The organism is Kocuria soli (genome assembly GCF_003797835.1).
GTDB lineage: Bacteria > Actinomycetota > Actinomycetes > Actinomycetales > Micrococcaceae > Kocuria > Kocuria soli.
The window spans coordinates 88,099-105,943 of sequence record NZ_RKMF01000007.1 but is presented as its reverse complement, the minus strand read 5'-3'; the positions used below and the strand labels follow the sequence as shown (position 1 = coordinate 105,943).

The window sequence follows — 17,845 nt, the reverse complement described above, 5'->3', positions numbered from 1 at the left end:
GTTGCGCGACCAGTCTCTCAGCGGCATTGCCCAAGACAGCGGAAGGGCTCGCTCGGCTTGCATGGTCCGGGCAACATTTCTCAGTCGACTTCCGACTCGGAAGCGTAAGCCCCGCGCCCCTTCACCGCATCGTTCATGACGCTCCGGCTGACCCCGGCCTCTCGCGCCACGCGCGAGAGCGGCACACCTCCTGCCACGCGCTCACGGGCAGCAATGACCTGCTCCGGGGAGAGCCTGCGGCTGCGACCCTGGTAGACGCCGCGCGCCTTGGCCTGCGCGATACCCTCGGCCTGCCGCTCGCGGATGAGGGAGGGCTCGAACTCGGCCACGGCGCCCAGCACACCGAGCAGCAGGCGGCTCATGCTTGAGTTGGCACCCGGCTCGAAGCGCTGCCCCTCTTTGAGGAACCGGACGGCCACGCCTCGGGCCCTCAAGCCGTCCACCAGTGCGTAGAGGTCGGGGACCGACCTGGCCAGACGATCCATGCTCGGGACGACGATCTCGTCCCCCTCCCGCACGTGCGCGAGCAGGGCGTCCAGACCGGGGCGGTTGGTGCTGCCACCCGAGCAGCGGTCCTCGAACCAGCGGTCCGGGTCGCCTACGGCATCGCGGAGCGAGGCTCGCTGGCGGTCGAGGTGCTGATCCTCGCTGCTGACGCGGACGTACGCGACTACCTGCCCAGGCATCTCTAGACCTTCCTGCCGTTCAGACTGACTAATCGGATCGGGACCCTATTCGACGGTCCGTCGTGCCACCTTGCGCCTGCCGCTTGGGGTACACCCCATCCGGGCACGTGGGTTGAGGGGCACCATGCCTAACCGGCCCGCAGCCCGAGCGCGTCGTCCATTTCGTCCGCCGTCACCGTCCTCGCCCCATCCAGCCCCTCCCCGAGGTGGTCGGCCCCGTCGAGCATCGCTCCAGCAGCCCCCTCGACAGCCTGCTCGGCTCGCTTCCGCAGTGCCGCCCGTGCCAGTGTGCGCTGCCCCTCTGTCCCGCCTCTGATCCACTCCTCCAGTGCCGAGCGGGGGGTGCGGGGGTTCTTGGCCAGCGCTCTCGCGATGGCCAGGTCTCGGCGGCGGTCCAGGTCCTCGGCCATCGTTCGCAGCGTCTCGGGCGGAGTGCTCGGGTGCGGAGCGACGGCCTCCCGGACCTTGGCGTCCTCATCCCTGCTGAGCAGGTCCAGCACCTCGGGTGAGCAGGCCGGGTTACTGGCGAGCGCGCGCCTGACTCGACTTTTCTCGTCCCCGGCCAACGCGGCTTCCGTCTCCTCGGTGAGCGGCCCTCGGGCGGCGGCGGTTCTCACGGTGGGGGATGGATCGAAAGCGGCCTCGGCGTGCTCGTCGGCTAGGGCTGCCCGCTCGGCCACCGTGGCGGCGGCGAACTCGGCATCAATTTCGCCCCTGTGTCCGCGTTCCCGCATGCGGGCCTCGCGGCGGGCAGCACGTCGAGCCTCGGGATCGCAGCACCGGCAGCGGCGGGCGCCGTGCTGGTGGTCGCGGCACATGCTTGCCTCCTCGTAATCAATTTACATCTTGATTCTATGCCTGGCCGGGCTGCATAATCAAGCCATGACTCGAAAAGATGGCTCGATCTCTGACCCCAGGGCACATGAGCGCGCGCAGCACCTGGGGCTTGCCCTCTACCCCGCCGACGCCTCCGCCTTCTCGGCACTGGTCGAGTCCTCAGGACTCACACGGTCCGGCTGGGTACGGGGAGCGATCCGGGCGGCTGTCGCTGATCCGGAGATTGAGCAGGCCATCGCAGCGGCAGGGGACCGGACGGGGCACGGCGGGAAGCGTCCCGGCGCGGGACGGCCACCGAAAGAGCCTGGATCGTCAGAGCAGCGTGAGAGGTTGGAACCCCAGGAGGAGCAGGCATGAAGCAAGCGATCAGGACGATCATCTACACAGCGGTCTTCGGCGGGCTGGCCATGGGCCTCTTCGGGGTGCTCACCACCATGGACACCGCCGCCAGCCAACCAAGCACGGTCGCTGCGCTGGTGCTGGCCTTCCTCGTCGCGGGGACCATCGGGGCGCTCATGGCCGGAACGATCATCGGCATCCCGCTGGCCGTGATCGGGACGATGCGCAGGTCTGCCGCCGAACGGGCTCAGTCCATGTCGCCCCTGTCATCCCACCAGCCTCACGTTCTCGGTGTTGCTACGGGAGACGCGTCCGGTTCCTTCTGGATCGGTACTCCTGGTCAGCCGCTGGAGACACGCGCCACGGTCCTGCCCGTCAGCCCCTACAGCGATGTCTTCGCAGAGCGAGCGGTGCGGTATCTGCACTGGCTGCGGACCCCCGCAGGACATGCGCTGCGCTGGCTGGCCAACGATCCGCGCGGCCTGTCAACGGGCGACGAGATCATCCTGCGGGGAACGGTCAAGGAGCACTCCTGGGACGGCGACGCGCAACCAGTCACCGAGGTCTGGTACTGCCGGACACGGACAGCCCCGCGTGAGAACTCGCCGTCTGGAGCCTCGATCACCCCTCCTCCCCTACCTGTCGCGACTGAGGAGGAGAGTGAAGAACCCGGCCCGACCCCTCCGCACGAGCCGGAGAGCGGTCCAGCCTCCCCGGCAGAGCCTGCCCCGCCGCCGATGACCGACGAGCGGCGCGCCGAGATGGCTCGCCGGCGTGAGGCAATGCGTGCCGCAGATGAGAAGGCGGCTGCGCGTATCAGGCAGCAGGGCCAGCGGTCCGGAGCGTTGCCTGCCGCGCCGCTCGCGCCTGTGCGGGCTCAGCCCCAACGCCCCGCACCCGAGCAGGTGGACCTCAGCGACCCTGAGCGGGTCAACACCATCCTCCGCGAACTCGACGCCATGCCCGGCCTGGAGGCGGTCACCGAGCAGGTGGCGAGCCTGGCCGAGACCGTGCGCGGCAATGAGCGGCGCAAGCGCGCGGGGCTGCGCACCGCCGAGGTGGGGCTGCACCTGATCCTCTCCGGCCCTCCCGGCACGGCCAAGACCACCGTCGCCAATGCCTGGGGACGGGTGCTCTGCGCCACCGGCCTGCTGCCTACCGACCGGACCAAGGTCGTCAAGAGGGAGGACCTTGTAGGGCAGCACGTCGGCTCCACGGCGATCAAGACTCGCGAGGTCATCGACGGCGCGGTCGGCGGGGTCCTCTTCATCGACGAGGCGTACAGCCTGGCATCGACCGGTGGGGGTGGCCCTGACTTCGGCGCAGAGGCGGTCGAGGTGCTGCTCGCACGGATGGAGGAGGAGCGTGGGAACCTGGCCGTTATCGTCGCGGGTTACCCGGATGACATCGAGATGCTGCTGGCCTCGAACGCTGGCCTACGGTCTCGTTTCGAGGAGACGATCCACTTCAAGTCCTACGACGCCCCGACGCTGGTCCTCATCGCCCGGGCCATCGCGCACGAGGCCGACTACGAGTGGGACGACGAGGCCCTGAACGTGCTGCGCACCGCCTTCACGCGGATCGTCGCGGCTCCCCCCGAGGGATGGGCGAACGGGCGCGAGGTGCGCAAGATTCTTGGCCAGGCTAGCCGGGCGCAGAGCCGACGCCTCGGGGAGGCGGAACCGGAGCGCACGCTCACGGCGGACGACACCCGTACCGCGATCCAGCGCCTCTACCCGCAGGCCGTCTGAGGCCGGACATACGGGGAGGCCGCGTGCCCGATTCGCTGGCCCGCCTGGAACCGCCAGGGGAGCGAACAGAGACGGAACTGCGGCCTCCACTGACAGGCTCACCCGCGCTGCCCGCCGGTGTCAAGGGGTGGAGGGGCACCGGCTTCTGGCGGGGTTTGTAAGTGCCACTTGCCAGGCTATGGACGACGAAAGGAGAAAGCATGGCACGCAGTGACCAACTCAGGAGAGAGATCGCCACCCTGGAGACGAAGGTGGCTGGGCTCCAGAAGGACCAGACGAGGGCCCAGAAGACGGCGGATGACGCCTCGGCAGCGGCCCGCAAGAAGCGGGACGAGGCCGGTCGCACCAAGAGCGACGCGACCCGGCGCATTGCGTTATCCACCGCCGAGCGGAAGGAGAAGGAGGCGACGACCGCGAACGGCAAGGTGGCGGAACTGTCGCGGAAGATCGCGGACGCGAACAAGTCGATTGCCACCAAGCGCACGTCGCTTCGCAGCGCCGAGGAGAGCGAGCAGCGGGACCGAGACCGTGCGGAGGATCGTCGGCGTCAGAAGGAACAGAGCGAGCAGCGCGCTCGGGATCGTGAAGATGAGCGGCGCCGGCAGAAGGAGAAGACGCACGCTCGTGAGGTCGCCCGCCTCAGTCAGCCCACCACCCAGGTTCGCTACGTCGAGGTGCAGCCCCCCAAGCCGGAGCCCCTCCGTGTGCTCTACCTGACCGCCAACCCGCACGCCATGGAGACGACCATCCAACATCCGGACGGCTCCGTCGCAACGAGCGGGGTGTGGCTGCGTGTGGACCAGGAAGTGCGACAGGTCAAGCAGTCGCTTCGTGCCTCGAAATGGCGTGATCTTGTGACCGTCGAGCACCTGCCCGCCGCTACCGGCATGGACCTGATCGACGGCTTAAACGACCACCGTCCGCACGTCGTCCACTTCTCTGGCCACGCCTCCGCATTGGGCCTCCTGCTGGAGGACGAGGCCGGTTCGCAGGACGGGGCGGGGATTGAGTTCGCCCTCTTGGCCCGAGTCCTGGGCGCTACCGATGAGCCGCCCCGGCTCGCCGTCCTCAACGCCTGCGAGAGTGTAGAAGGGGCCGAGGACCTGCTCCAGACGGTGCCCACGGTGATTGGTATGTCGGAGTCGATCACGGACCTGGCGGCGATCACGTTCGCGGCCCGGTTCTACGCCGCCATAGCCTCGGCACAGTCAGTCGCCACGGCGGTAGAGCAGGCGAAGACCGCCATGCAGTTAGCCTCCCTGGAGGACTCTCAACTGCCGGAGATTCGCACGCGCGAGGGCGTGGACCCGGCCACACTGGTGCTGGTGACTCCAGCCGCGCGTCGCACCACGTGCGCGCTCGACCACACCCGGCTACATTAACGGTGGTGGCTGTGCCTCTTGGCTTGGGTCTGGCGGTCGGTTCGACTCCGATGGACTCGTAGTCGCTGGACTTCTCATCGTTGCTCCTTTGTTCTTCAACCTCATGCACGGCATCAAGAACCGGCTATTGGGAACGAGAGAGAGCACGAAGGGAGTGGTGCGTATGCACAAGGCACTGAACTGGTTGGGGGCGACCCTGACCAACATCGGCTGCGGGTTGGCAGGCGGCATCCTGTCCCAGGCCAAGGCGCACAGCCACCATCTATGAGAACTTCCACCCCTGCTCCGCTACGAACTGTGGCAGCGTCAGCCAACGGACTCCCATGGCGTCGCACACGTCGGGGATGCGCGGCTTGGTGATGTTCCTGGGGGTCTCCTGCGTGACTACGGTGCCACCCCGAGCGAGCGCGAGCGCGATCACGAAAGGGTCCGCCCCGTTTCTCGGCCCCCCTCCGATTCCCAGCAGGCGAGGATGAGCGGCTAGCACCTGTTTCGTCGCGACTTGGATGTCAGCGACGAGAGGTACGAAGAGTCCCCGTTGTGCCTTCGCCCATCTGGCCGCGTCGTCGTCCTTCTTGACGACCTCACGCTTGACCTCATCCACGGCGCGCACCTGCGCGGTGGCGATCATGCCCTCGATCCGGGTCCAGACAGCCGCGAAGGTATCGGGTATGAAGATGTCCCGACGCCCGTTGATGATCGCTCCGCTGTCGAAGGAGTAGAAGGGCAAGAGTTGGTCGGCCACGCTATACCTGTGAGACCTCAGCCAGTTTGGCTATCTGACCCACTTTCACGTCGAGGTAGGTCGCTGCCGTGTTGCTGTCGATGAGCGCGCGACGATGAGCACCAGACACACGGCGCACGTAGCCCTTGCCCAGGTCGCGGGCCTTTGTGTAGTAGAAGTTCCCTCGACCTGATCGGCTACGGACTACTGGAGAGTCCCGACCCTCCCGGAACTCCTGGTAGTGCTTGAGTGGCACCTTGCCGAGCGTGACCAAGCGGCGCAGGAACGCCTCGGCGCTGACCCCGAAAGGTTGAGCGGCCTCGATCAACTCAGGCAAGGACCACGGTTGCCCTGCTGGGTGCCGCTTGACTAGAGGGGAGGTGAGAATGGCCTGCTCGGGCATCAGCATCGCGGCTGCCAGGGCGTTGCAGCGAGCCTCCAGCGCCCGGTCGGGAGACGTCGCTCTGGTGTCGGTGGTGGTGTCGCACAGTCCCTCGGTGTGAAGCAGAAGGTGAGCGTACTCGTGGAGCAGCGAGAAGAGCCGGCCCCTGGTGGCGTCGGTGCCGTTAAGCATGATGACCGGGACGAGATCGAAGAACAAGGAGAACGCTCGCATCTCCTCGACTGCGACCTGCCCCCTCTCGGTACTCATAACCAGGACACCCGCCTCTTCCAGTGCGTTGGTCCAGTAGTTGAGGTGCTTGTACTCGTCGGTAGCAGACGTGGGGGGAGGCAAGAGAGCCTGCCCTCGGAGGTGCTCGCGTGCGCGCATGGCGAGCGAGTCATCGTCATCGGGGAGGTTGCGCAGGCGCCACTGCGCGACGGGTGGCTCTTCGTCTAGTTGTACTGACCGGACACGTTGATCAATCGTGAGAAGGGTGGCTGGTTGCCGCAGGCGGTGTGAGGCCTGTGGTGGTTGTACTGGTGCAGCCACGCCTCTAGGGCGTCTCGGCGTTCGGTCTCGCTGGTGTAGCAGCGGGCGTAGGCCCACCCATCGGCCATGGTGCGGTGGAAGCGCTCGACCTTTCCGTTGGTCTGCGGTCGGTACGGGCGCGTGTACTTCGGGGTGATCGTCAGGGCTTCGCAGGTGTCGCGCCACAGGTGGGAGCGGTAGGCGCTGCCGTTGTCCGAGATCACGCGTTCGATGGTGACGCCGCGTTGGGCGAACCACTCGACCGCGCGGTGCAGGACGGCGACGGCGGTGATGGCGGTCTCGTCGTCGTGGACCTCGGTGTATGCGACGCGGGAGTGGTCGTCGATGACGGTGTGCACGAAGGCGTAGCCAAGCTTGGGGTTGCGCCACTTGCTCTTCGGCTTGTCTGGTGTCGCTGAACGGTTCCGCTCTCCCTGGAGCCGGCCGACGTAGCGCCAGCCGCCGCCGTCGGGGATGTTGCCGAGCTTCTTCACGTCCACGTGGACCAGCGACCCGGGGTGGGGATGCTCGTACCGGCGGATCGGCTCGCCGGTCGCCCGGTCGACGTCGGAGAGCCGGTTCAGGCAGGCCGTCGTGAGGATGCGGTGGACTGTTGAAGGCGCGATGCCGAGTCGGGCGGCGATTTGAACTGGTCCTTCCCGCAACCGCATTCGCAGGCTCACGCACCGCTTCGTCACCGCCTTCGGGGTCTTGTTCGGCGACGTTCTTGGGCGCGACGAGCGGTCATGCATGGGCTCGCCAGCCAGATATCGGTCGACCCACCGCTTCACCGTCGGCCAGGAGACCTGGAAGCGGGCGGCGACCTCGCTGATCGGCCACCCGTCCTCGACGACTAGGCGCGCGACCTTTAGGCGGTGACGAGGCGTCAACGCGGCATTGGCGTGCTGACCTCGTGTCATGAAGCTAGAGCCACGAAGAGTGCCGCCGCGATGAAGACGCACTGCATTGCCGTTCGCCGTAGCAGGGCGGTGTTGGGCGAGTGCACGGACCTGCGGGCTCGTGACGCGTAGATGTTTGCGGGGAACATCGCGACCAGCAGCACGGCCAGGCTGAGTGCTGCCGCCACGCGCAGCCGCCCCACTTCGAGTGGCACGAGAAGGGCGGCGGCGCCCAGTAGCTCAAGCACGCCGGTGAGCGCGACCAACGCGCCGGGATGCTTCAGGGCCGGCGGGACGATGGCTACGAATCCTGCCCGCCGAGCAGGGAAGAAGTGGCTCGCGCCGGTCATGATGAACATGACAGCCAAGCCCACCGCCGTGGCGGCGGGCCAGGAGGCGACGTAGCCGACGCCCAGCGCCCCCACGGCGCGGGCAAGGGCTGTGACAACAAGCAGGACGATCAGGGGTGCCATGGTGAGCTCCTCATCTAGTCAGTGACAAGATAAGGCTAGCCCAGTCCATCTAGGCGACGCCTAGATGGACTCATAGAGTGTGGTCATGAGCGACGGATATCACCACGGCGACCTTCGACGAGCACTTCTCGACGAGGCGTCGCAGATGATCGACGAGGTTGGGCCCAGTTCGCTGTCGCTGCGCGAGCTTGCCCGGCGGGCCGGGGTCTCTCATGGTGCTCCAGCGCATCATTTCGGCGATCGACGTGGCCTGCTCACGGCGCTGGCCGCGCACGGTCTGCGCATGCTCGCCGCCGATGTGGGTGCAGCCACCGCTGGTGGTTTCGACGAGGCGGCAGTCGCGTATGTCAGATTCGCCCGGGAGCACCGCGGCCACTACGCCGTGATGTACCGACCGGAGCTGCTGCACGCTGATGACGGCGAGCTGAGTTCAGCCCGGGCGGCCTCGATGGAAGCGCTCATGGCGGGCGTCGAGTCCATACCCGCAGAACGCCGGGCACACCTAACGGCCTCGGAGGCGGCACACGTGGCCTGGTCCCTGGTTCATGGGCTGGCATCCCTCGCGGCTGAGGGCCCCACCCCTGCGCCGCAAGCAGACGACCTCGCCCGCCGCGCCGCGCGCCAACTCTTCGCCTGAGCCTTCGATCAACGTGTCCGGTCAGTACAACTTGCCCAACTGGTAGGCGCGTTCGGTGGTCAGGGAGGCTCCCCCGAAAATGCCCACGGCGTCACGCCCGTGGCGTTCCTGAACGCCCCTGAACTGCGCCACGATCAGGTCCAGCGCTTCGGGCCAGGAGATCCGTTCGAAGCGCGCCTCGCCGTGTTCATCGGTGCCCACCCGACGCAGCGGGTGAGTCAGACGGTCACCGGAATCCAACAGTTCGGCGGCGGTCCAGCCCTTGCGGCACAACCCTCCCCGATTGGTGGGGAAATCCCGCGGGGTGAGTTCGACGCCGTCGACCGCGTTCTTCAGCGTGATCGCGCACTGCAACGCGCAGTACGGACAATGGGTCTGAACGCGCCGGTGGTGTGCCGTACCACCGGCAGCTTTGGTGTTCGTCGTGGAGCGCTCCGTCGAGGGTGTGGAATCCATCGTCGTCGTACCTCAGATGTGTTCGGCGGCCATAGCGGTCCCGGGACGCAGGTAGCAGGCCCAGGTGATCGCGAGAGCCAGAATGTAGAACCCGACGAAACCGCAGAAGGCGATGTCGTACTGGCCGGTGGCCGCTTTGGACGCGGAGAGCACCTGGGGAATGGCGAATCCGCCGTAGGCACCCACCGCGGAGATCAGGCCCAGTGCCGCCGAGGCACGACGCGCGGAGGAGACCCTGCGGCCTTCATTGCTCTGTTCGACATTCACGTCGTCCCGGTCCGTCCCGGCCCCACGCAAGAGTGCCCGGATTCGGTAGATCGAGGGGATCATGCGGTATGTAGCGCCGTTTCCGATCCCCGAGCAGATGAACAGGGCCAGGAACAGGACCAGGAAGAGCCAGAAGTTGCGCAACGGGAGGGTCAACACCACTGCCAGGGCAAAGAACGCCATACCTGTGAAGGACCACGCCGTCATGCGGGCCCCGCCGAAACGATCGGCCAGTTTCCCTCCGTAGGGCCGGGCCAAGGAACCGATGATGGGGCCCATGAACGCCAGGGAGAGGGCCGCAGCACCGACGGAGAACGTGGCGAACTCGGGGAACGTGTCCGCGATCAGTTTGGGGAACACTCCGGAGAATCCGATGAACGACCCAAACGTCCCGACGTAGAGCAGGGACACGATCCAGAAGTGCGGTTCCTTGACCGCCGCGAGTGAACCGGCCACGTCACCTTTGGCGTCGGAGATGTTGTGCATGCAGGTCTTGGCGCCCCAGGCGGCCAGGAGGATCAGCGGCACCCAGAACCATCCCGCCAGGGGGAGGTTCAGCGCACCCGCACCGCCGAGGGTGATGACCAGCGGCACCACCAGTTGGGCAATGCCTGCGCCCAGATTGCCGCCGGCGGCGTTGAGTCCCAGTGCGTAGCCCTTTTCCCGAGCCGGGTAGAAGTAGGTGATGTTGGCCATGGACGAGGCGAAGTTTCCGCCGCCGAAGCCCGCGGTGGCAGCGATCAGCAGCATGACCCAGAACGGCGTGGACGGGACGGTCACGGCAAGGGCCAGGCCGATCGACGGGATCAGCAACAGTAACGCGGAGACCACGGTCCAGTTGCGGCCTCCGAACCGGCCGACCATGAACGTGTACGGAACCCGCAACGTCGCTCCGATCAGCGACGGCATGGAGATCAACCAGAACAACTGGGAGTCGGTGAAGGCGTACCCAGCACGCGGCAGGAACACCACCACGACGGCCCACAGCTGCCACACGGCGAATCCGAGGAATTCAGCGAAGATCGACCACTTGAGGTTGGTTCGCGCGATGGCCTGCCCCTGGGTCTCCCATTGGTGCTGGTCCTCGGGGTCGTAGCCGTCCAGCCACCGGCCGGGGCGCTCACGCAGGGCAAGCTTGGGAAGGGGCTGGGTGGAGCCGCTCTGCCTGGTCTCCGAGACGCGGGGTTCGGTGCTCAACAGGACCTCCAGGTGTCGTGGTCGACGCCCGGCCATCCGGGTGTCGTTGCACTTGAACCTAGGAATCCCGTGTTGCGGACACGGTTGCTCAACCGTCACGTGAGCGTGACGTCTTCCTCACCGGCCGCGCAGGGCCGTGTGAGGACCGGTCACCGGGATGAACTCTCAGCCCCTCTGGGCGAGAGCCGTCACGCCCTCCTGCCAGCGCTCGATAACCACGTTCACCAGTTCAGGCGGGACCTGTGTGCCGTCCACCAGCAACGGTTCGGTCACCCGCCCGCCCGCCCGGGCGTGAGGGGAGGCTGCGCCGTCCACGGGAGATGCACCGGCGTCGGTGGCGTCCCGGTGGAACATGCCCGGTGCCATGTGGAAGGACACCGTTGTGACGTGATGGGCGCCGTCGCGCCACGCTTCGGCCACGGCCCGGCGTGCCGCCGGTTCGACGGCCGAGACGAATCCGGTGCGCACGGACCGGCCCGTGAGTTCGGCGAGGTCTTCGGCCTGGCGGCGGACGTCTGCCACCGCTCGATCGTCGGAGGACCCGGCCGCGATCAGGACCAGGTCCGGGGCGGGCGCGTCGTCGTCGTGCGCCGCCTCCGCTTCCTGGATCCGTCGCGCCATGACTTCCGACAGGCCGCGGTGCGGGCCGAGTGCCGCGGTGACCACGTGATGCCCGCGGCCGGCCACGGCATCGGCCAGGTCCTTGTGCACGTGGTACCCGGCCGCCAACAGCAGGGGGACGACGACGACGGGGCGGTCGGCGAACTCCTCGCAACGCGCCACGACATCCGGTTCCTGAACATCGACCCACGTCAGAACCACGTCCGTGGTGGGCAATGCGTGCGAGACCGCGACGGCGATCTCCTCGGTGGCCACCTGCGCGGAACGAGCACGGGAACCGTGCGCGCACAGCAGCAGGACGGGATCCGGGTCCTGCAGGGGCGTTTCACCAGAACGCCCCGGTCCAGGGGCCTGGTTCACGCGCTCAGCTCGACCAGCACGCGGTCGTTCTCCACGGTGACCTTGTGCACCGGGAGGGTGAACTCGGCGCCGGAGACGCACGCCCCGCTGCGGAGGTCATAGATCTCCTTGTACAGCGGGGAGGCAAGGGTCGGAACGCCGTCGACGGTCTCCCCCACGATGCCGCGGGCCATGACCAACGCGCCCGAATGCGGGTCGGTGTGGTCGCAGGCGTACACGGTGTCGTCCTGCATCCGGAAGACCGCCACCTGGCGCTCACCGATCAGGGCGACTTCCCCCCAGTCACGTTCCAAGTCGGTCACGGCGCAGATGTCCACGGGGCCCTGGACGATGGCGGTCTCGGTGCTCATGAAGGTCCTCTCGGTACGGCTTCGCTGCAATTCGGGCACAGCACCCCGATCTGATCAGGGAGCTGTCCGTCCAAGCATCCTGCGGCAACAGTATGACCGGCAGGCGACGAAAGTGGTTCCATGTCACCAGAGCTCACGTGGTCCGCCCAAGCCGTTGCAGGGTTTTCCACGTGTGAGCGCATCGACGACGAGCGGTCCGGGTCACCAGTCCCGCCGCACCACGTCGGCCGACAGTGACAGCCAGGACCAGCAGGAAGCGACTCCACCATGCCGCACACGCCAGCCCCCGGAACCGGACGCAAGATCTTGGTGATCGGTGGTGGCCCAGCCGCCCACCGGTTCACCCAGAAGATGCTGCAGAAGGGCCTGGGCGAGGACACCATCACGGTGCTCACGGAGGAACCGTGGGCTCCGTACGACCGTGTGGCCCTGGAGACGCTGTTCAACGACCCCGAACGCGACCTGTCCCTGGGGGATTCCGGCTTCTGGGATCATCCGCAGCTGGATCTGCGCACCAAGACCCGCGCCTCCGACCTGGACGTCAAGAACCGGGTGGTCCACACCCGTGGCGGTGAGGACTTCCCGTACGACGAACTCGTGTTGGCCACCGGGTCGAACGCCGCCACGTTGAACATCCCGGGTGCTCACCGCGTGCACTTGTTCCGCACGATCGAGGACGTCCAGGGCATGGTCAAGGAGGTCGCCGACCTGCGCGAAAAGCTCGGACGCGCCCCGCGCGGCGTCGTCGTCGGCGGTGGCCTGTTGGGGCTCGAAGCGGCCGCGGGCCTCAAGGACCTGGGCGCGGAGGCGACCATCCTGGACGTGGCCGAGTTCCTGCTGTGCACCCAGATGGACCGCGACGGCGGCCTGGCCGTGAACTCGCTGATGCGCGAACACGGGCTGGACGTGCGCTGCGAGCGCTTCATCGCCGGGGTGGAGCTGGACGAGGAAGAAAACGTCGTGGGCGTGACAGTCAAGGACGGCCCGGGTGAGGACGCCGCCGTCGAACACATCGACGCCGACATGGTGGTCCTGGGCATCGGCATCCGGGCCCGTTCGGGGCTGGCCCGGCGCGCCGGGTTCCACCTGGGCGCGCGCGGCGGCGTGGTGGTCGACGAGTCCTGCAAGACCTCCGTGGCGCACGTGTGGGCCATCGGCGAAGTCGCGGACATCCTGGGCCAGACCTGGGGCCTCGTGGGCCCCGCCAACATCATGGCGGAGGTGGTGGCCGATCGGCTCTTCGGCGGGGACTCCACGGTCACGGGCTTTGACACCTCCACGCGCTTGAAGTTCTCGGGGGTGGACGTGGCCTCCTTCGGTGACGTGTACGCCAAGACTCCGGGCAGCATCGAAGTCAATTACACGGACCCCGTGGCCGGTGTCTACCAGAAGATCGTGGTGGGCAAGGACCAGGAGACGCTGTTGGGCGGCGTGTTCGTGGGCAACGCGGACCCCTACGACGCCCTGCGACCCTTGCAGGGCCGCCCCCTGCCGGCCGAACCGGCCCGCTACCTCTCCGCCGCCGGTGGTGACGCCCCCGAAACTGAACTGCCGGACGACGCGATCCTGTGTTCGTGCAACAACGTCTCCTTCGGCACCGTGCGCGAAGCCGTCAAGGACGGCAACCAGTCGGTCCCCGCGCTCAAGAAGTGCACCAGCGCCGGCACGCAGTGCGGTTCGTGCGTGCCCATGCTTCAGAAGACCATGGAGAAGACCATGCTCTCCCTGGGGCTGACGGTCTCCAAGGCCCTGTGCGAGCACTTCGACCTCTCCCGTCAGGAGCTCTACGCCGCGGTGCGCGGCAGTGGGATCCGCACGTTCCCGGAAGCCCTGGAGCGTTTCGGCAAGGGCCGCGACGGCTGCCTGATCTGCAAGCCGGTCATGGCCTCGATCCTCTCCTCCCAGCCCAAGGCCTACGTGTTGGACGAGGGCCGCGGTGCACTGCAGGACACCAACGACCGCAACCTGGGCAACATGCAGAAGGACGGCACCTACTCGGTGGTCCCGCGCATCCCGGGTGGCGAGATCACCCCGGAGAAGCTGGCCGTGATCGCCTCCGTGGCCAAGGACTACGGGCTCTACACCAAGGTCACCGGCGCCCAGCGCATCGGCCTCTACGGTGCCCGCCTGGAGGAACTCCCGGAGATCTGGAAGCGGTTCGTGGACGCCGGGTTCGAATCCGGCCAGGCCTACGGCAAGGCCCTGCGCAACGTGAAGTCCTGCATCGGCTCCACGTGGTGCCGCTTCGGCGTGCAGGACTCCGTGGGCATGGGCATCCGGTTGGAGAACCGGTACCGAGGGCTGCGTTCGCCGCACAAGTTCAAGATCGGCTCCTCCGGCTGCGCCCGCGATTGCGCCGAGGCTCAGGGCAAGGACATCGGCGTGATGGCCACACCCGAGGGCTGGACGCTGTACCTGGGCGGCAACGGCGGCGCCAACCCGGCGCACGCACGCGTGATCGCCCAGGACATCGACGAACTCACCCTGGTCAAGTACATCGACCGGTACCTCATGTACTACATCCGCACCGCTGACAAGCTGCAGCGCACCGCCCGCTGGCTCGAGGACCTGGACGAGGAGTACGGCGACGCCATGGCACACCTCAAGTCCGTGCTGATCGACGACTCCCTGGGCATCTGCGCGGACCTGGAGGCGGACATGGAGCGTCAGATCGAGGGCTACCAGGACGAGTGGGCCGCGACCCTGGCCTCCCCGGGGCGGCTGCGCCGCTTCCGGTCCTTCGTCAACGAACCCGAGACCTCCGACGACGCCTCCCGGCAGTACGTGCTGGAACGCGACCAGATCCGGCCCGCGACCCAGGACGAGATCCGGGCCGCCGAGGACGGGTCCGGCCCGGTCCTGATCTCCGGGGCACGGATCCCCGTGGGTGCGGATTCCTGACCGACGCCGCCTAGGGTTGGATCATGTTCTTGGACACAGATCTCACCCAGGTGACCGTCCTCCTCCTCGGAGCCGGGAAGGATTCCCGCAGCGCACGTCGCCTTCGCGCCGCAGGAGCCACCGTGCACGCCGTCGAGACCGCACCTCCGGGTGAGGAGGACGTTCAGCCCGATCCCGTACCGGGCAATCGGTGGCGTCCCGGGCTGGTCCTGGTCGTGGGCGACTGCGCCCGGTGGGACCGGACCGTGACGGCACTCCGGGCCGAGCACGGATCCCTACCCGTGGCCGAGGTCCCCGCCGAACGCGCCGGAGTCAGCCTGGTGGGCGGTGGCCCGGGTGCTGCCGACCTGGTGACCGCCCGCGGGCTGGCCGCCGTGGGGGACGCCGACGTCGTTCTCCTGGACCGTCTGGCGCCCCAGGACGTCGTCGAACGCCAGGCCCCGCACGCCGAGGTGGTCCGCGTGGGCAAGTGGCCCGGCCACCACCCTGTGCCGCAGGAGCAGATCCAGTCGATCCTGTTGAACTCCGCGCAGGAGGGTCGACACGTGGTGCGGCTCAAGGGCGGCGACCCGTACGTCTTCGGACGAGGTGGGGAGGAGGCCGCGGACTGCGAATCCTGGGGTGTGCCGGTGGACGTGGTCCCCGGGATCACCTCTGCGATCTCCGTGCCCGGAGCGGCCGGGATCCCCGTCACGTTCCGCGACGTCTCCCGGACCTTCACCGTGGCCTCCGGGCACGTGCCGTTCTCCGAGGCGGAACTGGACGGGTTCTGCGACCTGCTGGGGACGGGTGCCACGCTGGTGGTGCTCATGGGGGTGGCAACCCTCCCCCAGCTGGTGGCGGGGCTGACCCGGCACGGCGCAGCCGTCGACACCCCGATCGCCCTGGTCGAAAAGGGCTTCAGCGCGGAACAGAAGACCTACACGTCCGTCCTGGGCTCCGCGGTCACCGATCTGGCCGCGGCCGGCTCCCCCGCGGTGACCGTGATCGGCCCCGTGGCGGCCCTTGCCTCGGAGGACCGGGAACGAATTCTCGGTGAACTGACCCCACACCGCGCCGTGGCCCACCGCGGGCCCGCCCCCGCACCGGAGGACCCCATGACCTCGAACACCGCGAACGACCACGGGACAGATGCCAGGACAGACGACGAGACCGGCAACGGGGCCGACGGCGCCCAGTCCCACCCCCAGGGTCCGCTGTCCGGTCGAACGGTCGCGGTGACCGCCCACCGCCGCGCCGACGACCAGATCGGTGCCCTGGAGCGCAAGGGTGCCACGGTCATCGCGGCCCCGTCGCTCAAGCTGGTCCCGGTGGAGGAGGACGCCGCCGTCGTGTCCGAGACCCGCGACCTGCTGGCCGTCCACCCGGACCTGATCGTGGTGACCACGGGCTACGGATTCAAGCGCTGGTGGGAGGTGGTCCAAGCCTCCGGGCAAGCGGACGGGGTCCACGCCATGCTGGCCACCGCGGACATCTGGGTCCGAGGCCCCAAGGGCCGGGCTGCGGTCCGCAACCTGGGTCTGCACGACGTCGGCATCTCCCCCGACGAAACCATCGGGCCGCTGGTGGACGAGATCCTGGAGTCCTACGACCACGACCTCACGGGCGCCGTGATCGGCTGGCAGGAGAACGGCTACCACGACCGCGAGCAGCGCCAACGCCTGATGGACGCGGGGGCCACCGTGCACACCGTGGTCCCGCACCGCTGGGCCGACGCCGACGACGCCGGTGTGCTGCCGGGCCTGATCCGCCAGATCTGCGCCCGGGAGATCGACGCCGTGACGTTCACCTCCGCCGCCGGAGCTGAGTCCCTGCTGTCCACCGCCTCCGAGCTCGGCGTGGAACGGGAGTTCGTGGCGGCCTTCTCCCCCGCGGACACCGAGCCGGGCAGCCAAGGCGAGGCACCACGAACCGTCGTGGCGGCCACCGTCGGCCCGGTGACCGCCGCACCGTTGCAGAGGGCCGGTGTTCCCGCGTTGGTTCCCGAACGTTTCCGAATGGGCGCCATGATCAATCAACTCGCCGAGACCCTGGGCGGACGGTGACCGTTAGGGTGGGGAGGAACCCACCCCCGCAGAAAGGCCCCGCCGTGCCCGAGATCTCCGAACGCCACAGCCTCCCCGCGACCTCCGAACCCGTCGGCGCCGAACTGGCGGCCCGGATCGATCACACCCTGCTCAAGCCGGAGGCCTCCCGGGAACAGGTCGAGACCCTGTGCGCCGAAGCCCTCGAGCACGGTTTCGCCTCCGTGTGCGTCAACGGCGTGTGGACGGCTTTGGTGGCCCGGGAGCTCAGCGGGTCGAACGTTCTGACCTGCACCGTCGTCGGTTTCCCGTTGGGCGCCTCGACGTCTCAGGCCAAGGCCGCCGAGGCCGAGCAGGCCGTGGCCGACGGGGCGGGTGAGATCGACATGGTGATCGACATCGCCGCAGCCCGTGCCGGGGACCGCGAGGCCCTTGAAGCCGACGTCCGCGCGGTGGCCGAGGTGGTGCACCGCGGCGGCGCCCAGCTAAAGACCATCATCGAAACCTGCCTCCTGACCGACGAGCAGAAGGTCCTAGCCTGTGAAGCGGCCGTCGCGGCCGGAACGGATTACGTCAAGACCTCCACCGGGTTCTCCACGGGCGGGGCCACCCCTGAGGACGTCGCCCTCATGCGGCGCACCGTCGGCGAAGACATCGGGGTGAAGGCCTCGGGCGGTGTGCGCACGCGCGAGGCGGCCATCGCCATGTTGCAGGCGGGAGCGTCCCGCATCGGCGCCTCGGCCGGGGCGGCCCTGCTTGGACAGCCCACCGACGACGACGCCGGCTCGGGCCTGTACTGAGCACACGAACCGACGAGGCCGGATCGTCGAGAGCCGGAGGTGACCCGGGCCCAGACCGGGATTAACCGGGGGTGTGGCGCGGCCGGTTCCGCGCAACGATGGCCGTCGGAACTGACACATCGTCGCCATCAACCACTACACTGGGGCACGACGAACTCATCGCCGGACCCGGCCCATTCCATGTGAGTGGGTACGCCACCCTCGGATCCGGCCGACGCACCACGAGGA

General features: G+C 68.0%; 17 protein-coding genes. 7 read left to right on the top strand and 10 right to left on the bottom strand.

Going from position 1 to position 17,845, the window contains the following annotated elements:
* Positions 1–80: 80 nt before the first annotated feature.
* Together EDL96_RS07105 and EDL96_RS07100 are read right to left on the bottom strand one after the other, a co-directional pair.
* The gene (locus tag EDL96_RS07105; RefSeq protein WP_123825097.1) at positions 81–686 is read right to left on the bottom strand and encodes a recombinase family protein; all 606 of its coding nucleotides are present in this window, start codon (positions 684–686) and stop codon (positions 81–83) included.
* Between the two features lie 128 nt (positions 687–814).
* A complete protein-coding gene (locus EDL96_RS07100) occupies positions 815–1,504 on the bottom strand; it encodes a hypothetical protein (protein WP_123825096.1) in 690 nt (229 codons plus the stop codon).
* Between the two features lie 64 nt (positions 1,505–1,568).
* On the opposite strand from EDL96_RS07100, the gene EDL96_RS07095 reads away from it, so the two are divergent.
* The 3 genes from EDL96_RS07095 to EDL96_RS07085 all read left to right on the top strand — a co-directional run bounded on the left by EDL96_RS07095 (position 1,569) and on the right by EDL96_RS07085 (position 4,995).
* Positions 1,569–1,880 (top strand): hypothetical protein, encoded by a 312-nt coding sequence (locus EDL96_RS07095; RefSeq protein ID WP_123825095.1) that lies wholly within the window; start codon positions 1,569–1,571, stop codon positions 1,878–1,880.
* On the top strand, positions 1,877–3,613 hold the full coding sequence (locus EDL96_RS07090; RefSeq protein WP_123825094.1) for an AAA family ATPase: 1,737 nt from the start codon (positions 1,877–1,879) through the stop codon (positions 3,611–3,613). Before EDL96_RS07095 ends, EDL96_RS07090 begins: the two co-directional genes overlap by 4 nt.
* Before the next feature lie 200 nt (positions 3,614–3,813).
* A complete protein-coding gene (locus tag EDL96_RS07085) occupies positions 3,814–4,995 on the top strand; it encodes a CHAT domain-containing protein (RefSeq protein ID WP_123825093.1) in 1,182 nt (393 codons plus the stop codon).
* A gap of 262 nt (positions 4,996–5,257) precedes the next feature.
* Here EDL96_RS07085 and EDL96_RS07080 read toward each other — a convergent pair whose 3' ends face one another.
* The 4 genes from EDL96_RS07080 to EDL96_RS07065 all read right to left on the bottom strand — a co-directional run bounded on the left by EDL96_RS07080 (position 5,258) and on the right by EDL96_RS07065 (position 8,004).
* Positions 5,258–5,740 (bottom strand): DUF4411 family protein, encoded by a 483-nt coding sequence (locus tag EDL96_RS07080; protein ID WP_199732559.1) that lies wholly within the window; start codon positions 5,738–5,740, stop codon positions 5,258–5,260.
* 1 nt (position 5,741) lies between these two features.
* Positions 5,742–6,455: an ImmA/IrrE family metallo-endopeptidase gene (locus EDL96_RS07075; protein WP_199732558.1), complete on the bottom strand. Its 714-nt coding sequence runs from the start codon at positions 6,453–6,455 to the stop codon at positions 5,742–5,744.
* A 101-nt stretch (positions 6,456–6,556) separates the two neighbouring features.
* Positions 6,557–7,552 carry an IS481 family transposase gene (locus EDL96_RS07070; RefSeq protein WP_123825091.1) on the bottom strand — a complete coding sequence of 332 codons (996 nt, stop codon included), beginning with the start codon at positions 7,550–7,552 and terminating at the stop codon, positions 6,557–6,559.
* Positions 7,549–8,004, bottom strand: a complete 456-nt coding sequence (locus EDL96_RS07065) for a DoxX family protein (RefSeq protein WP_123825090.1) — start codon at positions 8,002–8,004, stop codon at positions 7,549–7,551. The genes EDL96_RS07070 and EDL96_RS07065 overlap by 4 nt, the downstream gene beginning before the upstream one ends.
* Before the next feature lie 85 nt (positions 8,005–8,089).
* Here EDL96_RS07065 and EDL96_RS07060 point away from each other — a divergent pair, with 85 nt between their 5' ends.
* On the top strand, positions 8,090–8,641 hold the full coding sequence (locus EDL96_RS07060) for a TetR/AcrR family transcriptional regulator (RefSeq protein ID WP_123825089.1): 552 nt from the start codon (positions 8,090–8,092) through the stop codon (positions 8,639–8,641).
* A gap of 21 nt (positions 8,642–8,662) precedes the next feature.
* Here the strand turns inward: EDL96_RS07060 and EDL96_RS07055 are convergent, their stop codons facing one another.
* The 4 genes from EDL96_RS07055 to nirD form a co-directional block, all read right to left on the bottom strand.
* The gene (locus EDL96_RS07055; RefSeq protein WP_123825088.1) at positions 8,663–9,097 is read right to left on the bottom strand and encodes a molybdopterin-dependent oxidoreductase; all 435 of its coding nucleotides are present in this window, start codon (positions 9,095–9,097) and stop codon (positions 8,663–8,665) included.
* A 12-nt stretch (positions 9,098–9,109) separates the two neighbouring features.
* Positions 9,110–10,597, bottom strand: a complete 1,488-nt coding sequence (locus tag EDL96_RS07050) for an MFS transporter (RefSeq protein ID WP_123825087.1) — start codon at positions 10,595–10,597, stop codon at positions 9,110–9,112.
* 129 nt (positions 10,598–10,726) lie between these two features.
* Complete coding sequence (locus EDL96_RS07045) at positions 10,727–11,542, bottom strand: sirohydrochlorin chelatase (protein ID WP_233568743.1); 816 nt, start codon at positions 11,540–11,542, stop codon at positions 10,727–10,729.
* A complete protein-coding gene (gene nirD, locus EDL96_RS07040; RefSeq protein WP_123825086.1) occupies positions 11,539–11,892 on the bottom strand; it encodes a nitrite reductase small subunit NirD in 354 nt (117 codons plus the stop codon). Before nirD ends, EDL96_RS07045 begins: the two co-directional genes overlap by 4 nt.
* Before the next feature lie 267 nt (positions 11,893–12,159).
* On the opposite strand from nirD, the gene nirB reads away from it, so the two are divergent.
* From nirB to deoC, 3 genes are read left to right on the top strand one after another with little or no spacing between them, the layout of a single operon-like run.
* On the top strand, positions 12,160–14,793 hold the full coding sequence (gene nirB, locus EDL96_RS07035; RefSeq protein WP_123825085.1) for a nitrite reductase large subunit NirB: 2,634 nt from the start codon (positions 12,160–12,162) through the stop codon (positions 14,791–14,793).
* Between the two features lie 23 nt (positions 14,794–14,816).
* Positions 14,817–16,838: a uroporphyrinogen-III C-methyltransferase gene (gene cobA, locus EDL96_RS07030; RefSeq protein WP_123825084.1), complete on the top strand. Its 2,022-nt coding sequence runs from the start codon at positions 14,817–14,819 to the stop codon at positions 16,836–16,838.
* Between the two features lie 44 nt (positions 16,839–16,882).
* Positions 16,883–17,617 carry a deoxyribose-phosphate aldolase gene (gene deoC / locus EDL96_RS07025; protein ID WP_407656918.1) on the top strand — a complete coding sequence of 245 codons (735 nt, stop codon included), beginning with the start codon at positions 16,883–16,885 and terminating at the stop codon, positions 17,615–17,617.
* Positions 17,618–17,845 lie beyond the last annotated feature (228 nt).

Coding starts and splice junctions, on each gene's coding strand:
- EDL96_RS07095 (WP_123825095.1), top strand. CDS start 1,569: ATGACTCGAAAAGATGGCTCGATCTCTGACCCCAGGGCACATGAGCGC.
- EDL96_RS07085 (WP_123825093.1), top strand. CDS start 3,814: ATGGCACGCAGTGACCAACTCAGGAGAGAGATCGCCACCCTGGAGACG.
- EDL96_RS07090 (WP_123825094.1), top strand. CDS start 1,877: ATGAAGCAAGCGATCAGGACGATCATCTACACAGCGGTCTTCGGCGGG.
- EDL96_RS07105 (WP_123825097.1), bottom strand. CDS start 686: ATGCCTGGGCAGGTAGTCGCGTACGTCCGCGTCAGCAGCGAGGATCAG.
- nirB (WP_123825085.1), top strand. CDS start 12,160: ATGCCGCACACGCCAGCCCCCGGAACCGGACGCAAGATCTTGGTGATC.
- EDL96_RS07065 (WP_123825090.1), bottom strand. CDS start 8,004: ATGGCACCCCTGATCGTCCTGCTTGTTGTCACAGCCCTTGCCCGCGCC.
- EDL96_RS07055 (WP_123825088.1), bottom strand. CDS start 9,097: ATGGATTCCACACCCTCGACGGAGCGCTCCACGACGAACACCAAAGCT.
- EDL96_RS07060 (WP_123825089.1), top strand. CDS start 8,090: ATGAGCGACGGATATCACCACGGCGACCTTCGACGAGCACTTCTCGAC.
- EDL96_RS07070 (WP_123825091.1), bottom strand. CDS start 7,552: ATGACACGAGGTCAGCACGCCAATGCCGCGTTGACGCCTCGTCACCGC.
- cobA (WP_123825084.1), top strand. CDS start 14,817: ATGTTCTTGGACACAGATCTCACCCAGGTGACCGTCCTCCTCCTCGGA.
- EDL96_RS07050 (WP_123825087.1), bottom strand. CDS start 10,597: ATGGCCGGGCGTCGACCACGACACCTGGAGGTCCTGTTGAGCACCGAA.
- EDL96_RS07100 (WP_123825096.1), bottom strand. CDS start 1,504: ATGTGCCGCGACCACCAGCACGGCGCCCGCCGCTGCCGGTGCTGCGAT.
- nirD (WP_123825086.1), bottom strand. CDS start 11,892: ATGAGCACCGAGACCGCCATCGTCCAGGGCCCCGTGGACATCTGCGCC.